We start from the raw sequence: 18,426 nt of genomic DNA, 5'->3' as shown, positions 1-18,426 counted from the left end.
CGCCCCGCACCGTACCGAACGGGTCGTTACGCCGCTTGCCCGATGTTGACCATCCAGGCCACGCCGAACCGGTCGGTCAGCTGACCGAACTCGTCGCCCCAGACCTGCTTCTCCAGGGGGACCGTGATCGTGCCGCCCTCGCCGAGCGCGGCGAAGTAGCCGGCCAGGCCGTCGTCGGCGCCACCGCTCAGGCTGACCGTGATCGTGGTGCCCGGCGTGAACGGCATGCCGGGCATGATGTCCGAGCACATCAGTGTGTAGCCGGCCGGGGTCTCGAGCTGACCGTGCATGACGCGGTCCTTGACCGCCGCGTCGTCGTTGCCCATGTCACCGAAGGTCATGGCGGTGAACTCGCCGCCGAAGACGCCCTGGTAGAACTCGAGCGCCTGCCGGGCGTCACCGTTGAAGTTGATGTACGGGTTCAGTCGTGAGGTCATGGACCGCACGTTAGAACCCGTACCACCTCACTGGAACAGCTTCGCGGCGGTAATGACCGTCTGGATGATGCCGTACCCCAGAAGCACCGTGACCAGGGCCCACGAGATGATCAGCCTCATGCCGCCACCTCCCTTTCTACCGGCGTGGCCGGCTCGTGGTACTGCTCGGGCACCGGGCGGATCAGCAGGTTGGCGACGAAGCCGACGGCCAGCACCCCGACCATGGTGAACAGGGCCGGACGGTAGGCCTCGGCGGTCAGGGTGCCGGGCTTGCCCTGCGCGTCGAGGAAGCTGTTGACGATCAGCGGCCCGGCGATGCCGGCGGCCGACCAGGCGGTGAGCAGCCGGCCGTGGATGGCGCCGACCTGGAACGTGCCGAACAGGTCGCGCAGGTAGGCCGGCACGGTCGCGAAGCCGCCGCCGTAGAACGACAGGATCACGCCGGCCAGCAGCACGAACAGCGCGGTGGCGGAGTGCCCGGCGACGGCCAGCAGGGCGTACAGGATCATGCCGACGCCCAGGTAGATCATGTAGATGGGCTTGCGGCCGATCAGGTCGGAGGTGGACGACCAGGCGAACCGGCCGGCCATGTTGAACAGCGACAGCACACCGACGAAGCCGGCCGCCGCGGTCACCGCGACCGTGGACGTGCCGTTCTCCCGGAAGAAGTCCTGGATCATCGGGCTGGCCTGCTCGAGGATGCCGATGCCGGCGGTCACGTTGCAGAACAGCACGATCCACAGCAGCCAGAACGAGCGGGTCTTGATCGCGTTCGCGGCCGACACGCTGGCCGTGGTGACCAGCGGCTTCGCCCTGACCGAGGCCGGGTCCCAGCCGTCCGGCCGCCAGCCCTCGGCCGGCACCCGGATGTTGGCGACGCCGAACATCATGATCACGAAGTAGCCGATGCCGAGGGTCAGGAACAGCAGCACCAGGGCGCTGCCGCTGGCCGTGGACGAGGCGACCGACGAGTCGTAGCCGCTGTCGTAGAGACCCAGCAGCTGCCGGGACAGCGGGCTGGCGACCAGCGCGCCGCCGCCGAAGCCCATGATGGCCAGGCCGGTGGCCAGGCCGGGCCGGTCGGGGAACCATTTGATCAGGGTGGACACCGGCGAGATGTAACCGATGCCGAGGCCGATGCCGCCGATCACGCCGTACCCGAGATAGAGCAGCCAGAGCTGGCCGGTCCCGATGCCGAGCGCGCCGACCAGGAAGCCCGTCGCCCAGAACGACGCCGACACGAACATGGCTTTGCGCGGCCCGTTCCGCTCGACCCAGGTGCCGCCGATCGCCGCCGACAGGCCGAGCATGACGATCGCGATGCTGAACACGATGCCGATCTCGGTCTGGCTGGCGTCAAAGTGCTTGACCAGTGAGTTCTTGTAGACGCTGGTGGCATAGGCCTGGCCGATGCACAGGTGGACCGAGAGCGCGGCCGGCGGGATCAGCCAACGGCTGAAGCCTGGCGGCGCGACGGACTTCTCTCGGTCGAGCGCGGACAGCACGGACACTGCATCCCCCTCATCGGAGTGCTTCGATCATGGTTGATCGTATGACCGTCTATTCATTGCCGCCATCCACGCAAGGTCATGAACACGGAGACCAAGCGCTCGCTCGATCGGTGTCGGGTCGGCGCCGGCCGGCTCCTCAGGTCCGAAGATGCCCATTTCGCGGGCCCTGCGGCGCCCGCGCCGCGAGAAGGGCCGGCCGCCTCGACGGCCGTCGCTCAGTGAAGTGCTTGCGCTTGCAACTTTCCGCTGATCCTGCCCGATCGGACGCCCGTGACCGACACGATCGAGCGCGGGCCGGGCGGCGGCGAGCGGTTCGGTGGTCACGGCGGCACCGTCCGTCACGGTGGTCACCTTCATCAGGACCCCGGTGACGCTCACCTCCGGTTCGTGGTGGCCGAACAAAAGGGTGTGGGGCGGCTCGTCGGGGAGCACGCCAGGCGACGCCTGATCGGGGTCGTGCTGGTGGTCGTCGTGCTGCTCGCCGGCGGCGGCGCCACCTGGCTGGCCACCGCGGCGTTGAGCAGCGGGCAGCGGCAGCTGGCCGAGCAGTCGATGACCCGGACCGGCGACGACGCCGCGGAGGCGGTGGACGACGAGATGAGCCACTACGCCGACGCGATCGCGGACGTGGCGTCGGGCATCGGAGCCACCGACGATCTGACCGCGACCGACTGGGCCGGGATGACGTCCACCCTGACCGCGGACCGGCTGCCCGGCGCCACCAGCGTCGCGTGGGTGGTGCCGGCCAAGGACCCGGCGGTCGCGGCCACCCAGGCGGAGTGGCGGGCGCGGGGCGCGAAGGGGCTCACGCTCTATCGGACCGGTACCGGCGTCGAGCACCAGTTCGTGATCTACATGAAGTCGTTCACCAGGCTGCCGCCGGCGCCGGGCCGCGACCTGAGCAGCACGCCGGCCACCCGGGAGGCGCTCGACCTGGCCCGGCGCAGTTCGACCCTGGCGGTCGGCGGCGCGCACATCTCGTTGCGGGACCGCCAGCTGCCGGTCTCCGAACAGCAGCTGACGGTGACCATGGCGGTGCCGGTGCTGGACCGGAAGGGGCAGTTCGGGGGTTGGGTGGTGATGGGCGTGCACGGCGTCGACTTCCTCCGGTCGGCGCTGGCCGGCCGCCTCGGCAACGCCGTCAACCTGCAGCTGGTCGACTCGGAGCCGACGGTGGACCGGACGCTCGTCCGCATCGCGGGCGGCGTACCCATGAACGAGCCGGCGCTGAACCGCAGCCGCTCCATCGACGTGGGTCAGCGCACCTGGCGCGTCGACCTGCAGCCGACGACCGCCCTGCTCGGGGTGTCGGACCGTCGCCTCAGCTCCTGGACGCCGGTCGCCGGCGGCGCGTTCACCCTGCTCCTGGCCGTGCTCATCGGGGTGCTGGTGAGCGGGCGGATCCGGGCGACGGACCGGGCCGACCGGGCCACCGCGGCGTTGCGCCAGGACATCGAGCGGCGCCAGGCGGTCGAGGCCGAACTGCGCGAGCGGGAGCTCTCCCAGCTGCGTGAGCTGGCCTTCCACGACCAGCTCACCGGTTTGGCCAACCGCGTCCTGTTCTTCGACCGGGTGATCCACGCGCTGCGCACCCACGCCCGCGACAACGACACGTTCGCGGTGTTCTTCATCGACCTGGACGGCTTCAAGGAGGTCAACGACCAGCTCGGGCACGGCGCCGGGGACGCGGTGCTGCGCGCGACCGCCGACCGGCTCAAGGAGTGCATGCGGGAGAGCGACACCACGGCCCGGTTCGGCGGCGACGAGTTCGCGATGCTCCTGGAACGGCTGGCCGACCCGGCCGACGTGCTCCTGACCGCCGACCGGATGGTGGCCGCGCTGCGGGAGCCGATCCGGATCGGCTCCCGCACGGTGTCGGTCACGGCCAGCATCGGTATCGCGCTGAACCGGCCGGGCGACGACGCCGACGCCATCCTGCGCGCCGCCGACCTGGCCATGTACGAGGCGAAGACGAGCGGCAAGTCCCGACATGTCCTGTCGGGTTCCTGACGCTGCCGTAACGTTATCGATCCTGGCCGAAACGGGACTGCGCGGCCGATCGCCGATCGCCCATAATTTTCGCCGTGACTGAGCAGTATTACGGACCGCCTGGCCCTCCTGGCCCCCCGGGACCTCCCGGGCCGCCCTTCCAGCCCCCGGGTGACGGCGCCGCCTTCGCCCCACCTCCGCCGCCCAAGAAAAGCAAGAAGAAGGTCTGGATCGCGGGTGCCGCGGTCGGCGCACTCCTGGTCGCGGGCTGCTGCGCCGGTGGCGCGCTGATCGTCCGCAACCAGGGTGACGACAAGGGCGGTTCGGGCAGCGGCAAGGCGGTGTCCGCCGCCGACTACGCCAAGACACTCGGCGAGGTCGACTCCTCGCTGAAGGACCCGTTCGCCAAGATGGCGACGGGTGACAAGGCGTCGTACGCGACGTCGGCCTCCGGGCTGCGCGCGGGCGCCGACAAGCTCGACGCGATCGTGCCGCCGACGACGGCCTCCGGCGCTCACGTCACGCTGGTGACCGCGCTGCGCGGGCTGGCCGACGACGCCGAAGACGCGGCGACCGCCAAGCCGAAGTGTCCCGCGGCGTCCCCGGTGACCGAGTTGCTGGGCTCGGACGCCGCCGACGACATCCGCGAGCAGTCCAAGACGCTGGCCACCCGCGACGCCACGTTCAAGGTCGGCTCGTTCCTCCCGGCCAAGCCCAAGGAGCAGAACCGCCGCCTGAACACGGGCACGTTCGTCACCAAGAAGGCCGGCAACGGCTCGGGTGACCTGGTGATCGAGAACGGCTCCGGCGACACCACGGTCAGCCTGGTGCCCAAGGGCACGAAGAAGCCGAACTTCACCGTGTACGTGCGCGGCAACGCCAAGCACACGGTCAAGAACATCAAGAACGGCAACTACGAGATCTTCGCGGCGGCCGGCAAGGACTGGGACGCGGGCAAGAAGGGCTTCACCCGCGACTGCTCGTTCACCAAGTTCGACGACGAGTTCAAGATGGAACCCGGCGTCATCTGGACGATCACCCTGACCCAGGTCGTCGGCGGCAACGCCTCGACCACCGACGTCGACCCGGGGGCCTTCCCGACGGAGTGACCGTCGGGCTCCCGGCCCGAGCCTGCTTGGGCCAGACTGGGCCGATGTCAGGACGACCGTCGATCCGGGTCAATCAGGTCGGTTATCTGCCCGGCGGGCCACAGCACGCCACGTGGGTCACCGGTGAGGTCGCGCCGCGGCCCTTCGTGGTGTTCGACGCGGCCGGCGCGCAACGAGGGGCGGGCCGTTCCGAGCCTTGGCCGGAGCGGCCCGAACCCACGTCGGGCCTGACCGTGCACGTTCTCGATCTCGGCGGTCTGCCGCCGGGCGACGGCTTCCGGGTGGTGGCCGGCGACGACCGCAGCCACCCCTTCCGGGTCGCGGCCGGGCTCTACGACGAGCTGAGCCGTGACGCGGTAGAGCTGTTCACCCGGCTGCGGTGCCGGCACGCGGGGGACGTCGCCGTGCCGGGCTGGACCGGGCCGGACGCCGAGCGGCTCTACCCGGGGTGGCGGCCGGACGGGGTCTTCGACGTCTCCGGTGGGTGGTATGACGCCGGGGACTACGGCAAGTACGTGGTCAGCGGCGCCATCGCGCTCTGGCAGCTGCTCGATCTCGCCCGGCTGCTGAAGGCGCGCGGCCGTGACGCGAGCGTGGTGGTGGACGAGTGCCGGTTTCAGCTCGACTGGCTGCTACGGATGCAGGTTCCGCCCGGCCATCAGTACGCGGGGATGGCGTTCCACCGGGTCCACGGCACCGAGTGGTCGCCGATCCCGGGGCGGCCCGAGGACGACCCGACCACCCGCGTCCTGCACCGGCCGTCCACGGCGGCCACGCTTCATCTGGCCGCCGTCAGTCTCAAAGCGTCGCGAGTGCTGGACGACGCCGCGCTGGTCGATGTGGCCCGGACCGCCTGGCGGGCGGCGAAACAGCACCCGGACCTGATCGCCCCGGACGACGAGGGACGGTTCGGGGGCGGGCCGTACGGGGATCCCGACCTCACCGACGACGAGGTGTGGGCGACCGCCGAATGGGGGCTGCCGGTGACCATCCCGCCGCCCGCGGACCTCGACGGCTTCGACTTCGACCGGGTCACGATCCCGGCGCTGCTGGACTCGGGCCAGGATCTCCGGCCGCCGGCCGACCGCCTGCTGGAGCTCCAGGCCGGCCAGCCGTGGGGCCAGCCCTACGCGCCGGAGCAGGGCTGGCACTGGGGGTCGAACGGCCGGATCCTGAACAACCTGGTCGTGCTGGCGCGGGCGCACGAGCAGACCGGCGACCGCCGCTACCGGGACGGTGTCGTGTCCGGCGCCGACTACCTGTTCGGCCGCAACGCGCTCGGACAGTGCTACGTCACCGGCTACGGCACCGACGCGACCCGGCACCTGCGTACCCGGCAATTCTCGACGATCCCGCCCGGCGCGCTGGCCGGGGGCGCCAACTCGATCCCCACGCCCGGGTTCCCGAGCGACCCCCGGCTCGACGGCCGGCCGCCGCAGTGCCACTACCTGGACGAGGACACCTCGGAGACGACCAACGACATCTGCATCCGGTGGAACGCGCCGCTGGCCTACATCACGGCGTACCTGAGCGACGGCTAGACCTGACCGGCCTTCTCCAGCGCGGCGCAGCAGGTGTCGGTGATCAGCCGCGTCACGGTGTAGGGGTCGACGTTGGCGTTCGGGCGGCGGTCCTCGATGTAGCCCTTGCCGTCCTTCTCGACCTGCCACGGGATGCGCACCGAGGCGCCACGGTCCGAGACGCCGTAGCTGTACTCGTTCCACGGGGCGGTCTCGTGCAGCCCGGTCAGCCGGTCGTCGATGCCGGCGCCGTAGTTCTTGACGTGGTCCATCGGCTTGGAGCCCTCACCGAGGGCCTCGCACGCGCCGATGATCGCCTCGTAGCCTTCGCGCATCGCCTTGGTCGAGAAGTTGGTGTGCGCGCCGGCGCCGTTCCAGTCGCCCTTCACCGGCTTCGGGTCGAGGGTGGCCGAGACGTTGAAGTCCTCGGCCGTGCGGTAGAGCAGCCACCGGGCGACCCAGAGCTGGTCGGCGACGGCCAGCGGCGCCAGCGGGCCGACCTGGAACTCCCACTGGCCGGGCATGACCTCGGCGTTGATGCCGGAGATGCTCAGGCCGGCCTTGAGGCAGTTGTCGAGGTGGGCCTCGACGATGTCCCGGCCGAAGATCTCGTCGGCGCCGACACCGCAGTAGTAGCCGCCCTGCGGGGCCGGGAACCCGCCGGCCGGGAAGCCGAGCGGGCGGGCGCCGTCGAAGAAGGTGTATTCCTGCTCGATGCCGAACAGCGGCTCCTGTGCGGCGAACCGCTCGGCGACAGCGGCCAGGACGGCGCGGGTGTTCGACTCGTGCGGCGTCATGTCGATGTTGAGGACCTCGCACAGCACCAGCACGTGGTCCGCGCCGCGGATCGGGTCGGGGCAGGTGAAGACCGGCTTGAGCACGCGGTCGGAGGAGTGACCCACGGCCTGGTTGGTCGAGGACCCGTCGAAGCCCCAGATGGGCAGGTCGGCGCCCTTCTCGTGGTCCTCCAGAATCTTCGTCTTGGAACGGAGCTTGGCCGTCGGCTGGGTGCCGTCGATCCAGATGTATTCAGCCTTGAAGCTCACGATCCACATCCTCCAGGTACGCCGTACTGACGCCGGAAGCGTGCCAATGCGCCATTTCTCGCCCGTTGCCCGTGTGTGAACCGGAGGTTACCGGCGGTGTGTCAGGTGTCACCCGGTAACTCACACGCTGACCGGATCGACCACCAGGGAGGTGAGCGAGCCGAGCGGCGCCGGGTAGCCGTACAGGAAGCCCTGACCGAACGGGCAGCCCAGCTCGAGCAGCATGGCCGCCTGGGCCGGGTCCTCGATGCCCTCGGCCACCGCGGTCAGGCCGATCGCGCCGAACAGCTGCCACAGCGTGCCGACGATCCGGACGGCGGCCGGGTCGCGGGCGATGTCCTGCACGTACGTACGGTCGATCTTGACGATGTCGGCCGGGAACAGGTGCAGGTAGCGCAGCGACGCGTAGCCGGTGCCGAAGTCGTCGATGGCGATCCGGACGCCGGTGGCCCGGAGCTGCGCGAGGGTGCCGATCACCTCGGACTCGTCGGCGAGCGCGTTCTCGGTCACCTCGAGCACGAGTTGCTGGGGGCGCAGGCCGGCCTCGGCCAGGGTGGCGACGACCATCGCGGTGAACTCGGGGTCGAGCATCTGCAGCGGCGAGACGTTGACCGACAGGTACGCGTCCCGCGCGCCCGGCCACGCCGCGAACTCGGCGCAAGCCCGGCGCAGCATGAACATGCCCAGCTCACCGATGAGCGCCGCCCGCTCGGCGACCGGGATGAACACCTCGGGCGCGACCGGTCCCAGGCCGGGGTGGTCCCAGCGGGCCAGCGCCTCGACGCCGACGACCCGGTGGCCGGCCAGCCCGACGATCGGCTGGTAGGCGAGGTGCAGCGACCGGTCGGCCAGGGCCTGGCCCAGCTCGGCGCGCCACATCATCTCGCGGTCGAAGCCCTGACGCATGGACAGCTCGAACATGGCGTACGTGTTCTTGCCCTGGCCCTTGGCCGCGTACATCGCGAGGTCGACGTTCTTGCGCAGGTCCTCGGGCCGGGTGCCCTCGGGGCCGGCCGCGACCGCGATGCCCACGCTGGCGCTGACCCGGACCATGCGCGAGCCGACCTCGAACGGCTCGCGCAGCGCGTACAACAGCCTCTCGGCCTGGGCCTCGAGCCCGTCGACCCGGCCGGTGAGCACGGCGAACTCGTCGCCGCCGAGCCGCGCGACGGTGTCCTCGGCGGTGGAGCAGGCGGCCAGCCGGTCGCCGACGGTCCGCAGCACGATGTCGCCGGCGTCGTGCCCGAGCGAGTCGTTGATCATCTTGAAGTCGTCGAGGTCGAGGTAGACGATCGCGGCGGGCCGGCCGGACGACAGGGCCTGGTCCAGCCTCTCGTTGAACAGCGCGCGGTTGCCGAGCCCGGTCAGCGGGTCGTGGTACGCCTGGTGCCGCAGCCGCCGGGTGAGCGCCGAGTTGTGCAGCAGCGTGGAGAGCTGCCGGAGCAGAATCAGGACCAGACCGGCCAGCATGGGTACGGCCACCGCCGCGTCCGAGGTCACGCCGGCCGGCACCTGTCCGACGGCCACGGCGGCGGCGAGCCCGAACGGCACGTACGGCAGCATGATCTGGAGCCGGTTCATCACGCCGGTCTCGTCGAAGACCATCGGCTGCCGGGCCGCCGCCCAGCCGGCCGCGCCGAACGCCGCGAAGCAGAGGAAGAAGCCGGCGTCGGTGGGCTGCCCGGTGTAGTAGGTACCGGCCGAGGTGTCCAGGGCGAACATGGTGTCCGAGGTGGCCAGGCCGGCCAGGCCGATGATCAGCAGCAGGCCGACGCCGCGTCCGCCGCGCCGGGTCCGGGCCGCGATCAGCACGGCCATGGTGACCAGCACGATGTCGCTGACCGGGTAGGCCAGCGACACCACGAACGCGAAGGCCGAGTCGGCGCCGGCCTCCCAGACCGACCGGAGCGTGACCGCCCAGGCGATCGCGAACAGCGCGCAGCCGGCGATCAGGCCGTCGAGCAGCACGGTGAGCCGGGAGCCGACCGTGGTCCAGCCCGAGATCAGGAACAGGCCGGCCGCGGCGAGCACCGGGAACAGCAGGTAGCCCAGGTCGGCCCAGGAGGGGAACAGCACCTCGGCGTGGGCGATCAGCTCGTTGTACGACCAGTAGAAGTTGCCCAGGCCCCAGGTCGCGAGGCCGGCGGCGATCAGGCCCCAGCCGCCCCGGGCGAGGCCGATCGCCCGCCGGGCGGCCAGGGAGCACAGCACCGCCGCCACGCAGGCGAGGGTGCTGCTGGCCAGCTGGGTGTAGGGGGCGGCGGCGGTGTGGGCGAGCAGGATGATCGGCACGCCGGTCGCGAGACTGATCGCGACCAGCGTGGCCACCTGCCGCTGCCGAAGTAGCACGGCTGAGTGATCGGCCGATCACCCGGTGACTTGAGCGGGAAGGGCGGCCCGACCCGCTTCCAGCCGGGCGACCGGGACGCGGAACGGCGAACAGGACACGTAGTCCAGCCCGACCTCGTGGAAGAAGTGCACCGACTCGGGGTCGCCGCCGTGCTCGCCGCAGACGCCCAGCTTGAGGTCGGGACGGGTGGCCCGGCCCTCCTCGCTGGCGATGCGGACGAGCCGGCCGACCCCCTCGCGGTCGATCGACTCGAACGGGCTGATGCCGAAGATGCCCAGTTCCAGGTAGCGCCAGAAGAACGCGCCCTCGACGTCGTCGCGGGAGAAGCCCCAGCCCATCTGGGTGAGGTCGTTGGTGCCGAAGGAGAAGAAGTCGGCCGCCTCGGCGATCTGCCCGGCGGTCAGGGCGGCTCGCGGCACCTCGATCATCGTGCCGATGGCGATCTCGACGCCGGAGTCGCCGACCACCTCGGCGATGATCTTCTCCGCCTCCGCGCGGACCGTCTCGAGCTCCTGCACCGCGCCGACCAGCGGGACCATGATCTCGGGGCGCGGCCGGCCGCCCTCCTGGGCGAGCGCGACGGCGGCCTCGGCGATGGCACGCACCTGCATCCCGAACAGCCCCGGCACCACCAGCCCCAGGCGCACCCCCCGCATGCCCAGCATCGGGTTCGACTCGTGCATCCGGCGCACCGCGGCGAGCATCTTCTCGGACCGCTTGGCGCTCTCGCCGCGCTCCTTGGCCACCGCGACGTGTACGGCCAGATCTTCCAGCGACGGCAGGAACTCGTGCAGCGGCGGGTCGATCAGCCGCACCGTGACCGGCAGGCCGTTCATCTCGCGGAACAGCTCGAGGAAGTCGGCCCGTTGCAGCGGCTTGAGCGCGTCCAGCGCCGCCTGCCGCTCCTTGTCCCCCTCGGCCAGGATCAGCCGCTCGACCAGCTCTCGGCGATCGCCCAGGAACATGTGCTCGGTGCGGCACAGTCCGACGCCCTGGGCGCCGAAACGGCGGGCGCGGGCGGCGTCGGGGCCGGTGTCGGCGTTGGTCCGCACGGCCAGCCGGCGCCGCTCGTCCGCGTGCGTCATCAGCCGGTGCACCGCCGCGACCAGCGGCTCGTTGGCCAGCGCGGGGTCGAGGTCGCCTTCGAAGTACTGCACGACCTCGGACGGCCGGACCGGCACCTCGCCCAGGTAGACGCGGCCGGTGGTGCCGTCGATCGAGATCACGTCACCCTCGTTCACGGTGTGCCCGCTCACCAAGAACGCGGACGGCGACACCTCGAGCTGGTCGGCGCCGCAGACGCAGGTCTTGCCCATGCCGCGGGCCACCACGGCGGCGTGGCTGGTCTTGCCGCCGCGCGAGGTGAGGATGCCCTGGGCGGCGATCATGCCGGGCAGGTCGTCCGGGTTGGTCTCCCGGCGGACCAGAATCACGTCCTTGCCCTGGGCCGCCAGCTCGGTCGCTCGCTCCGCGGTGAAGACCACCTCGCCGTACGCCGCTCCGGGCGACGCCCCGACCCCCTTGGTCAGCACCTCGGGGTCGCCGGCCAGGTCGAAGCGCGGGAACATCAGCTGGGCCAGCTGGGCGCCGGTGACCCGCCGCAGCGCCTCGTCGAGGTCGATCACACCCTCGTCGATGAGCTGCGCGGCGATGGTGAACGCGGCCGCCGCCGTGCGCTTGCCGACCCGGGTCTGGAGCATCCACAGCTTGCCGCGCTCGATGGTGAACTCGATGTCGCACAGGTCGTGGTAGTGGCCCTCGAGGGTGGCCATGATGCCGAGCAGCTCGTCGTACGACTTCTTGTCGAGCCCTTCGAGATCTTGCAGCGGGACCGTGTTGCGGATGCCGGCGACCACGTCCTCGCCCTGGGCGTTCTGCAGGTAGTCGCCGTAGATGCCCTGCTCGCCGGTGGCCGGGTCGCGGGTGAAGGCGACGCCGGTGCCGGAGTCGGCGCCGAGGTTGCCGAAGACCATCGCCACCACGTTGACCGCGGTGCCCAGGTCGGCCGGGATGCGCTCCTGGCGGCGGTACAGGACGGCCCGGGGCGCGTTCCACGACTGGAAGACCGCGGCGATGGCCCGGTCCATCTGCTCGCGCGGGTCCTGCGGGAAGTCGTCGCCGGTGTGCTTGGCGAACACGTCCTTGTACGCGCCGACCAGCGCCTTCAGGTCGTCGGCGTCCAGGTCGGTGTCGTCGCGTACGCCCTTGGCCGACTTGGCGTTGTGCAGCGCCTGCTCGAACTCGTCGCCGGGCACCTCGCACACGGTCTTGCCGAACATCTGGATCAGCCGGCGGTAGGAGTCCCAGGCGAACCGGTCGTCGCCGCCGGCCTGGGCGCTGAGCCCGGCCACGGACTCGTCGTTGAGGCCGACGTTGAGGACGGTCTCCATCATGCCGGGCATGGAGAACTTGGCGCCCGAGCGCACCGAGACGAGCAGCGGGTCGGCCGGGTCGCCGAGCCGCTTGCCCATCGCCTCCTCGAGCTTTTCCAGATGCGAGGTGATCTCTTCCTCGAGCCCGTCGACATGGGCCCCGGAGGCCAGATATTGCTGACAGGCCACCGTGGTGATGGTGAACCCGGCGGGCACGGGCAGCCCCAGATTCGTCATTTCCGCCAGGTTGGCGCCCTTACCACCCAGCAGATCCTTCAGGTCCTTGTTGCCCTCGGCGAAGTCGTAGACGAACTTGTCGGCTCCCTTGCCTTCCATGCGAACGCACCTCCGGGTTTCGATTACCCCGGCGCGGTCGGTTTCACGCCCCGGGAACCGAAGGCTAGGTGACCTTCCGGCCGACGAATACCAGCCCGTGCGGAATTCCACAGGTGTGAGATTCAAGGTGCACGGAATGCGCTCTCTTCGCGCACCAACGAGCACGGTTAGGCTTTGCCGGGTGACCGCCATTGTGGAGACTCCGGAGACCACGCGCCTGCTCGACGAGCTGACCAACCCGATCGGCCGGGACGATCCCTATCCCCGGTACGACCGGCTTCGCGAGATCTCCCGGCTGATCCGGGCCGAGGACGGCGCGCTCGTCGTGACCGGGTACGACGAATGCCAGACCGTGGTCCGCGACAGCCGGCTCGGCCACTTCCCCACGGACATGCTCGGGCTCGCCGGCCTGGCCGACTGGGCCGACCACCCCGGCACCTACATGCTGTTCACCAGCCTGGTGACGCTCAACCCGCCCGATCACACCCGGCTGCGGCGGCTGGTCAGCTCGGCGTTCACCGCCCGGCGGGTGGCGGCGCTGCGCCCGTCGATCGAGCGGATGGTCGACGACCTGCTGGCCGACCTGGCCGGTGCCGGCGACTTCATCGACCGGTTCGCGTTCCCGTTGCCGGTCAACGTGATCGGCGAGCTGCTGGGCATCCCGGCGGCCGACCGGGCCCAGTTCCAGTCGCTCATCCGGGACTGGTCACAGGTGCTCGAGACGGTCGAGCCTTCCGCTTTGGAAAAGGCCGACCCGGCCGCGGCGACGCTGCGCGACTACCTGACCGGGCTGGTCGCCGAGCGCCGCAAGGACCCGCGCGACGACCTGATCAGCGCGCTGGTCGCGGTCGAGGCCGACGGTGACCGGCTGACCGAGGACGAGTTGCTGACCATGGTGGCGTTCCTGTTCGCGGCCGGCTTCGAGACGACCACCAACCTGCTGGCCAACGGGCTGGTCGCGCTGCTGGCCAACCCGGGCGCGACGATCGCCGACCCGGGGCTCGCGGCCGAGGAGCTGCTGCGCTGGGACAGTCCGGTCCAGCTGGTCTCGCGTGTGGTCTACGAGCCGGTCGAGATGGCCGGCCTGACCATCGAGCCGGGCGAGCGGGTGGTCGCCTATCTCGGCGCCGGCAATCGAGACGCCGCGCGGTTCGACCACCCCAACACCCTTGATCTTCGGCGTACGGACAACAGCCCGCTGTCGTTCGGCGGCGGCATCCATTACTGCGTGGGTGCTCCCCTGGCCCGCCTCGAAGCGCAGATCGCCTTTCCCGCGCTGCGTTCCGCCTACCCGAATTTGGCGCTGACCGCCGAGCCGACGCGGCGGAACAGTCTGACCTTGCGGGGATACACCGAGATGCCGGTCGCCACAAACTAGCTCAGCTCGACAAAATAAGGCGCCGCTGCGAATTCCACGGGGGAAGAACTCGCAACGGCGTTGGAGCCACGTTAGACCACTCGGTTCGGCGCTGTCTATCCCACCCGGTTCAGGACTGTGCCGAGGAGTTTCTTCCAGTCGGTGTCGAACTGCGGCGAGCCGCTGGCGTTGCCCAGCCGGTAGACCGCGTACCCCTCCACGACCAGCACATTCGACTTGCTGACGACGGACACCGCGACATCGGCGGTGCCCGGGTGCTTCGCCTCGTACACCTTGTGCCGGGTGATCACGAACCCGGACCAGCCGCCCTCGTTGATGTCCTGGGTCTTGGCCGTCTCGGTGTACGCCGGCTCGTTGCGGTCGGCGGTGGTCTGGTGGCCCTGGCTGACCGTGGCCGGGCACTTGTCGGCGACCGCCCGCAGCGACGCGAGGGCGGCCTGGGCGCCGGTGGCGTCCCCGTACACCAGCGCGGTCTGGTTGAGGGTCTGCGCGCCCTTCGTGCCCTCGTCGGCCAGCGGCGCGCTGACCACCTCGGCCCCCGGCGGCACCGGCGGCGCCGTGGCCGACCCGCCGCAGAGCGGAACCAGCCGCTGCGCGTCGGTCGACGCCTCGGGCGCCGCCCACGACCCGCCGACATCACTGGCCTGCAGCAACGCCCCCCGCATGGTGGTCACGCTGATGGTCCCGCCGTCCGGCTGGTCCGGTCCGTCGTCCGACGAGTCACATCCGGCGGCCAGCGCAACCACGCAGAGTGCTGCGGCGGCTACCCTGCCGATCTTGGGCTCGAGCATCCGGCCATGCTAATCGGTGCCGAGGTCGAAGTCGGCGGCCGTGCTGCGCACGAACAGGTTCAGGGACACCGGCGCCGAGGTCAGTTCCTGGTCGCCGTCGTGGAGCGACGAGCGTTTCGGCCCCTCATGCCGGTGGATGCTACCGGTGTTCCGGCAGGGTCCGGCCGCTGGCCTCGACGGCCTCGGCGGCCGGGCGGGCCGCCCAGCCGAGCAGGCGGCGCGCCTTGTCCGAGGACCGGATCCGGCGGTGCCCCAGGTTGACCACGAGCGCGCCGAGGTCGGGGTCGGCGATCGCGGCCTGCCGCACCACCTCGTCCGGCAACGGCTGCGTCGGCACCCGGCTCGCCGCGTCACCCAGCCGTTCCCGCAGCAGCCGCGCGATCTCGGCCATCCACAGGAACTCCCCGGTGCCCAGGAACCGCTCCCCCGCGGCGGCCGGGTCGACCATCGCCCGCAGGTGCAGATCGGCGATGTCCCGCACGTCCACCACCTCGAACCCGACCCGGGGCAGCCCCGGCATGCGTCCGGTGATCAGGTCGTCGACCGCCCGCAGCGACCCGAGGTTGGCCAGCGGCCCCCGCACCGGCCCGAGCACCCACCCCGGCAGCACGGTGCTGAGCTCGGTCGGGCCGCCGCTCGCCGCGATGAAGTCCCAGGCGGCCCGTTCGGCCAGCGGCTTCGACCGCCGGTAGGGCGTCGACAGCGGGTCGCTCACGTCGGTCCACAGCGTCTCGTCGGTGACCCCGTCCGGCGTCTCGGAATGCGGCGAGGCCGCGGCCGCCGACGACGTCACGACGACCCGCCGAACCCCCGCCGCGACGGCCGCCCGCAGCACCCGCAGCGTCCCCTCCCGGGCCGGCGCGACCAGCGCGTCCGGGTCACCCGGGTCGGCCTCCCCGGTGGTCACCGGCGACGCCACGTGCAACACGTAGTCACACCCGTCGACCGCCTCGTCCCACCCCTCGTCCCGGGTGAGGTCGGCCTCGATCGCTTCGGTCCCTTGCGGCGCCCGACTGCGATCCCGCACCGTCGTGCGTACGTCGTACCCCCGCTCTTGAAGCGCGACAACGCACCACCCCGCGAGAAAGCCCGACCCACCGGTCACCAGAACGCGTTCACTCATGCCTCTCCCAACGTGCCCGGAGGCGCCCGAGTTCAGACCCGGACCTTCGCGTGCGGGGCTCGCCAGTGGCGCAGGATGGCGACGATGCGCAAGGTGACGACGAAGACGGCGGCGCCGGTGGCCACGGCCGGGACGTTCAGGTCGAGGGAATGGGCGACGGCGACCAGGGTGGCGCCGCAGGCGGCCGGGATGGCGTACAGGTCGGAGTCGGTCTTGACCAGGCTCGGGGTCTCGCGGGCGGTGATGTCGCGCAGGACGCCGCCGCCCACGGCCGTGGTGACACCGAGCAGGACGGCCTGGATCGGGCCCAGGTGGTAGTCGAGGGCCTTGATCGTGCCGGTGACGCAGAACAGGCCCAGGCCGGCGGCGTCGAAGACCGCGATGGTGAAGGAGAGGCGCTGCACCAGCGGGTGGGCGAAGAACGTCACGGCCGCGGCGACCAAGGGGATGATCAGGTACGTGACCTCGGTGAACGCGGCCGGTGGGGTGTCGCCGATGATCAGGTCGCGGAGGATGCCGCCGCCCAGGGCGGTGAGCAGGGCCAGCATCAGGATGCCGACGACGTCGAAGCCCTTCTGGATGGCCAGCAGGGCGCCGGACGTGGCGAACACGTAGAGGCCGACCAGCTCGAGCACGGTCACCACGGTGGTTGCGGGCATGCCTGGAATTGTTCCGTCCCAGGTCAGCCCGCATCGAGGAAGGCGGCCAAGGCGCGTCGCAGGTCACTGCCGGGCAGGCGGACGCCGCGCAGGGCGGTGCTCAGGCGGTCGCGGAGGCCGGCGGGCCAATCCGTGTCGGGCAGCCGCAGGACCGTGGTGAGCAGGTCGCCGGTGTACATGTCACCGGACGCCAGCGGGTCGCGGACCAGGACGTCGACGGCGCGGGGCAGCAGGATCGGCACGGCGATCCGCTGGCCCAGCATGATCCGCAGATCTTCGGCGGTGAAGCCGGCCACGGGCTTGCGCCGCAGCTCGGTGCAGCGACGGATCAGCGTGGTGGCGCCGGGGCCGGGGTCGGGCTCCCGCATTCCCCCGATCTCCTCGATGGTCGTCACGGGCAACACTGTGCCAGCTCGGCCACGCCGGCCGCGATGCGGTTCTCGGTCATCTGCGAGTAGCCCAGCACCAGGGTCGGCGGGCCGGTCGTGAGGGCGTAGTCGGCCATCGTGGCCAGGGCGATGCCCCGCCGATGCGCGGCGCGGCGCAGCGCCGCCTCGTCGACCGTGCGCGGCAGGGTCACGGTCACGTGCAGGCCGGCCGCGATGCCGTGGATCTTCGCCGCCCCGAGGTGTTCTCCGATGGCGGCGACCATGGCGTCACGGCGGCGGCGGTAGCGCAGGCGCATCCGGCGCAGGTGCCGGTCGAGGTCGCCGCGCTCGACGAACCGGGCGAAGGCCAGCTGCTCGACCCGGGCCGAACCCAGGTCGGGGACGGTACGCAGGGCGGCGGCCAGCCACGGCGGCGCCACCAGCCAGCCCAGCCGCAGCGCCGGCGCCAGCACCTTGCTGGTCGTGCCGCAGTAGACGACGTGCTCCGGGTCGAGCCCCTGCAGCGCGCCGACGGCGGGGCGGTCGTAGCGGTACTCGGCGTCGTAGTCGTCCTCGATCGCCAGGGCCCGGTGGGCGCGGAGCCACGTGACCAGGGCGGCGCGGCGGGACGGGGCCAGCACCACGCCGGTCGGGTGCTGGTGGGCCGGGGTGAGCACGACCGCGTCGACGTCGGCGGGCAGGTCGCCGACGCGCAGGCCGAGGTCGTCGACCGGCACGTGGACCGGGGTCAGGCCGGCCCGGGCGACGATGACGGCCATGTCCGCGCTGCTGGGGTGCTCCATCGCGATCTTCCGCGCCCCGCGGGACCTCAGGGCATGCGAGATCAGGCCCAGGCCGTGGAGATAACCGCTGGTCACGACGGTCAGGGCCGGTGCGGCCACGACCCCGCGGGTACGCCCGAGATGGCCGGCCAGGGTCGCGCGCAGGGCCGGGACGCCGAGCGGGTCCCCGTACCCCAGCTCCTCGGTGTTGATCTCGCCGACCGCCTCGCGCAGGCAGCGTGACCAGGCCTCACGCGGGAAGGCCGACACGTCCGGGCGGGAGGGGCGGAAGTCGAACCGGTAGGCGTCCTCCCGCGGCGGGCCGTTCTCGGCCGTGCGGACGATCTCACCCGAGGCGACCCGCGGCCGGGCGCCCTGCCGCATGGTCAGGTAGCCCTCGGCGGCGAGCTGGGCGTACGCGTCGACGATCACCTTGCGCGAGATGCCGAGCTGGGCGGCGAGGTCGCGGGTCGACGGGAGGGCGACGCCGGCGCGCAGGCTGCCGTCGCGGACGGCCGTTCGGAGGTCGTTCTCCACCTGGCTGCGGAGCGTGCCCGGCCGTTCGCGCGACACCGAGAGGAGTAACTCCAACTGGTCCCCTCCTCGACCGTGTGACTGGACCTGTCTTTGGTACCAGTCCGAGGCGATCGTGGCT

14 protein-coding genes are annotated in these 18,426 nt (G+C 71.3%); 4 read left to right on the top strand and 10 right to left on the bottom strand.

Annotated elements, in window-relative coordinates:
- Nucleotides 1–26: 26 nt before the first annotated feature.
- Both AB0M54_RS39180 and AB0M54_RS39175 read right to left on the bottom strand, forming a co-directional pair.
- Complete coding sequence (locus AB0M54_RS39180) at nucleotides 27–437, bottom strand: VOC family protein (RefSeq protein ID WP_364319619.1); 411 nt, start codon at nucleotides 435–437, stop codon at nucleotides 27–29.
- Between the two features lie 116 nt (nucleotides 438–553).
- Nucleotides 554–1,942: an OFA family MFS transporter gene (locus AB0M54_RS39175; protein ID WP_364319751.1), complete on the bottom strand. Its 1,389-nt coding sequence runs from the start codon at nucleotides 1,940–1,942 to the stop codon at nucleotides 554–556.
- Nucleotides 1,943–2,218: 276 nt separating this feature from the next.
- On the opposite strand from AB0M54_RS39175, the gene AB0M54_RS39170 reads away from it, so the two are divergent.
- The 3 genes from AB0M54_RS39170 (at nucleotide 2,219) to AB0M54_RS39160 (ending at nucleotide 6,587) form a co-directional block, all read left to right on the top strand.
- Nucleotides 2,219–3,958, top strand: a complete 1,740-nt coding sequence (locus tag AB0M54_RS39170) for a sensor domain-containing diguanylate cyclase (RefSeq protein WP_364477053.1) — start codon at nucleotides 2,219–2,221, stop codon at nucleotides 3,956–3,958.
- A 74-nt stretch (nucleotides 3,959–4,032) separates the two neighbouring features.
- Nucleotides 4,033–5,046: a hypothetical protein gene (locus AB0M54_RS39165; protein ID WP_364319622.1), complete on the top strand. Its 1,014-nt coding sequence runs from the start codon at nucleotides 4,033–4,035 to the stop codon at nucleotides 5,044–5,046.
- A 44-nt stretch (nucleotides 5,047–5,090) separates the two neighbouring features.
- Complete coding sequence (locus AB0M54_RS39160; protein ID WP_364477052.1) at nucleotides 5,091–6,587, top strand: glycoside hydrolase family 9 protein; 1,497 nt, start codon at nucleotides 5,091–5,093, stop codon at nucleotides 6,585–6,587.
- Here the strand turns inward: AB0M54_RS39160 and glnII are convergent.
- The 3 genes from glnII to ppdK all read right to left on the bottom strand — a co-directional run bounded on the left by glnII (nucleotide 6,584) and on the right by ppdK (nucleotide 12,670).
- Nucleotides 6,584–7,612: a glutamine synthetase gene (gene glnII, locus AB0M54_RS39155; protein WP_364477050.1), complete on the bottom strand. Its 1,029-nt coding sequence runs from the start codon at nucleotides 7,610–7,612 to the stop codon at nucleotides 6,584–6,586. The two genes, AB0M54_RS39160 and glnII, sit on opposite strands and share 4 nt — an antisense overlap.
- A 120-nt stretch (nucleotides 7,613–7,732) precedes the next feature.
- Nucleotides 7,733–9,961: a bifunctional diguanylate cyclase/phosphodiesterase gene (locus tag AB0M54_RS39150; RefSeq protein ID WP_364477048.1), complete on the bottom strand. Its 2,229-nt coding sequence runs from the start codon at nucleotides 9,959–9,961 to the stop codon at nucleotides 7,733–7,735.
- Between the two features lie 18 nt (nucleotides 9,962–9,979).
- On the bottom strand, nucleotides 9,980–12,670 hold the full coding sequence (gene ppdK, locus AB0M54_RS39145; protein WP_364477046.1) for a pyruvate, phosphate dikinase: 2,691 nt from the start codon (nucleotides 12,668–12,670) through the stop codon (nucleotides 9,980–9,982).
- Between the two features lie 181 nt (nucleotides 12,671–12,851).
- On the opposite strand from ppdK, the gene AB0M54_RS39140 reads away from it, so the two are divergent.
- Complete coding sequence (locus tag AB0M54_RS39140) at nucleotides 12,852–14,048, top strand: cytochrome P450 (RefSeq protein WP_364477045.1); 1,197 nt, start codon at nucleotides 12,852–12,854, stop codon at nucleotides 14,046–14,048.
- A gap of 95 nt (nucleotides 14,049–14,143) precedes the next feature.
- Here the strand turns inward: AB0M54_RS39140 and AB0M54_RS39135 are convergent, their stop codons facing one another.
- The 5 genes from AB0M54_RS39135 to AB0M54_RS39115 form a co-directional block, all read right to left on the bottom strand.
- Nucleotides 14,144–14,839 carry a hypothetical protein gene (locus AB0M54_RS39135; protein ID WP_364477043.1) on the bottom strand — a complete coding sequence of 232 codons (696 nt, stop codon included), beginning with the start codon at nucleotides 14,837–14,839 and terminating at the stop codon, nucleotides 14,144–14,146.
- Between the two features lie 139 nt (nucleotides 14,840–14,978).
- Nucleotides 14,979–15,962, bottom strand: coding sequence for an NAD-dependent epimerase/dehydratase family protein (locus tag AB0M54_RS39130; RefSeq protein ID WP_364477041.1), 984 nt, complete (start codon nucleotides 15,960–15,962; stop codon nucleotides 14,979–14,981).
- 32 nt (nucleotides 15,963–15,994) lie between these two features.
- On the bottom strand, nucleotides 15,995–16,621 hold the full coding sequence (locus AB0M54_RS39125) for a trimeric intracellular cation channel family protein (protein WP_364319637.1): 627 nt from the start codon (nucleotides 16,619–16,621) through the stop codon (nucleotides 15,995–15,997).
- Nucleotides 16,622–16,644: 23 nt separating this feature from the next.
- Nucleotides 16,645–17,016, bottom strand: coding sequence for a contact-dependent growth inhibition system immunity protein (locus AB0M54_RS39120; RefSeq protein WP_364477039.1), 372 nt, complete (start codon nucleotides 17,014–17,016; stop codon nucleotides 16,645–16,647).
- Nucleotides 17,013–18,362 carry a PLP-dependent aminotransferase family protein gene (locus AB0M54_RS39115; protein WP_364319641.1) on the bottom strand — a complete coding sequence of 450 codons (1,350 nt, stop codon included), beginning with the start codon at nucleotides 18,360–18,362 and terminating at the stop codon, nucleotides 17,013–17,015. Before AB0M54_RS39115 ends, AB0M54_RS39120 begins: the two co-directional genes overlap by 4 nt.
- Between the last annotated feature and the right edge of the window lie 64 nt (nucleotides 18,363–18,426).

This window comes from Actinoplanes sp. NPDC051470 (genome assembly GCF_040682035.1).
Taxonomy (GTDB): domain Bacteria; phylum Actinomycetota; class Actinomycetes; order Mycobacteriales; family Micromonosporaceae; genus Actinoplanes.
The sequence above is the reverse complement of the archived record's forward strand: the minus strand, read 5'-3'. Positions and strand labels throughout refer to the sequence as shown.

What these genes read in the sequence shown, in the direction of transcription:
- AB0M54_RS39180 (WP_364319619.1), bottom strand. Translation starts at nt 437, where the DNA reads ATGACCTCACGACTGAACCCGTACATCAACTTCAACGGTGACGCCCGG.
- AB0M54_RS39160 (WP_364477052.1), top strand. Translation starts at nt 5,091, where the DNA reads ATGTCAGGACGACCGTCGATCCGGGTCAATCAGGTCGGTTATCTGCCC.
- ppdK (WP_364477046.1), bottom strand. Translation starts at nt 12,670, where the DNA reads ATGGAAGGCAAGGGAGCCGACAAGTTCGTCTACGACTTCGCCGAGGGC.
- AB0M54_RS39135 (WP_364477043.1), bottom strand. Translation starts at nt 14,839, where the DNA reads ATGCTCGAGCCCAAGATCGGCAGGGTAGCCGCCGCAGCACTCTGCGTG.
- AB0M54_RS39130 (WP_364477041.1), bottom strand. Translation starts at nt 15,962, where the DNA reads ATGAGTGAACGCGTTCTGGTGACCGGTGGGTCGGGCTTTCTCGCGGGG.
- AB0M54_RS39125 (WP_364319637.1), bottom strand. Translation starts at nt 16,621, where the DNA reads ATGCCCGCAACCACCGTGGTGACCGTGCTCGAGCTGGTCGGCCTCTAC.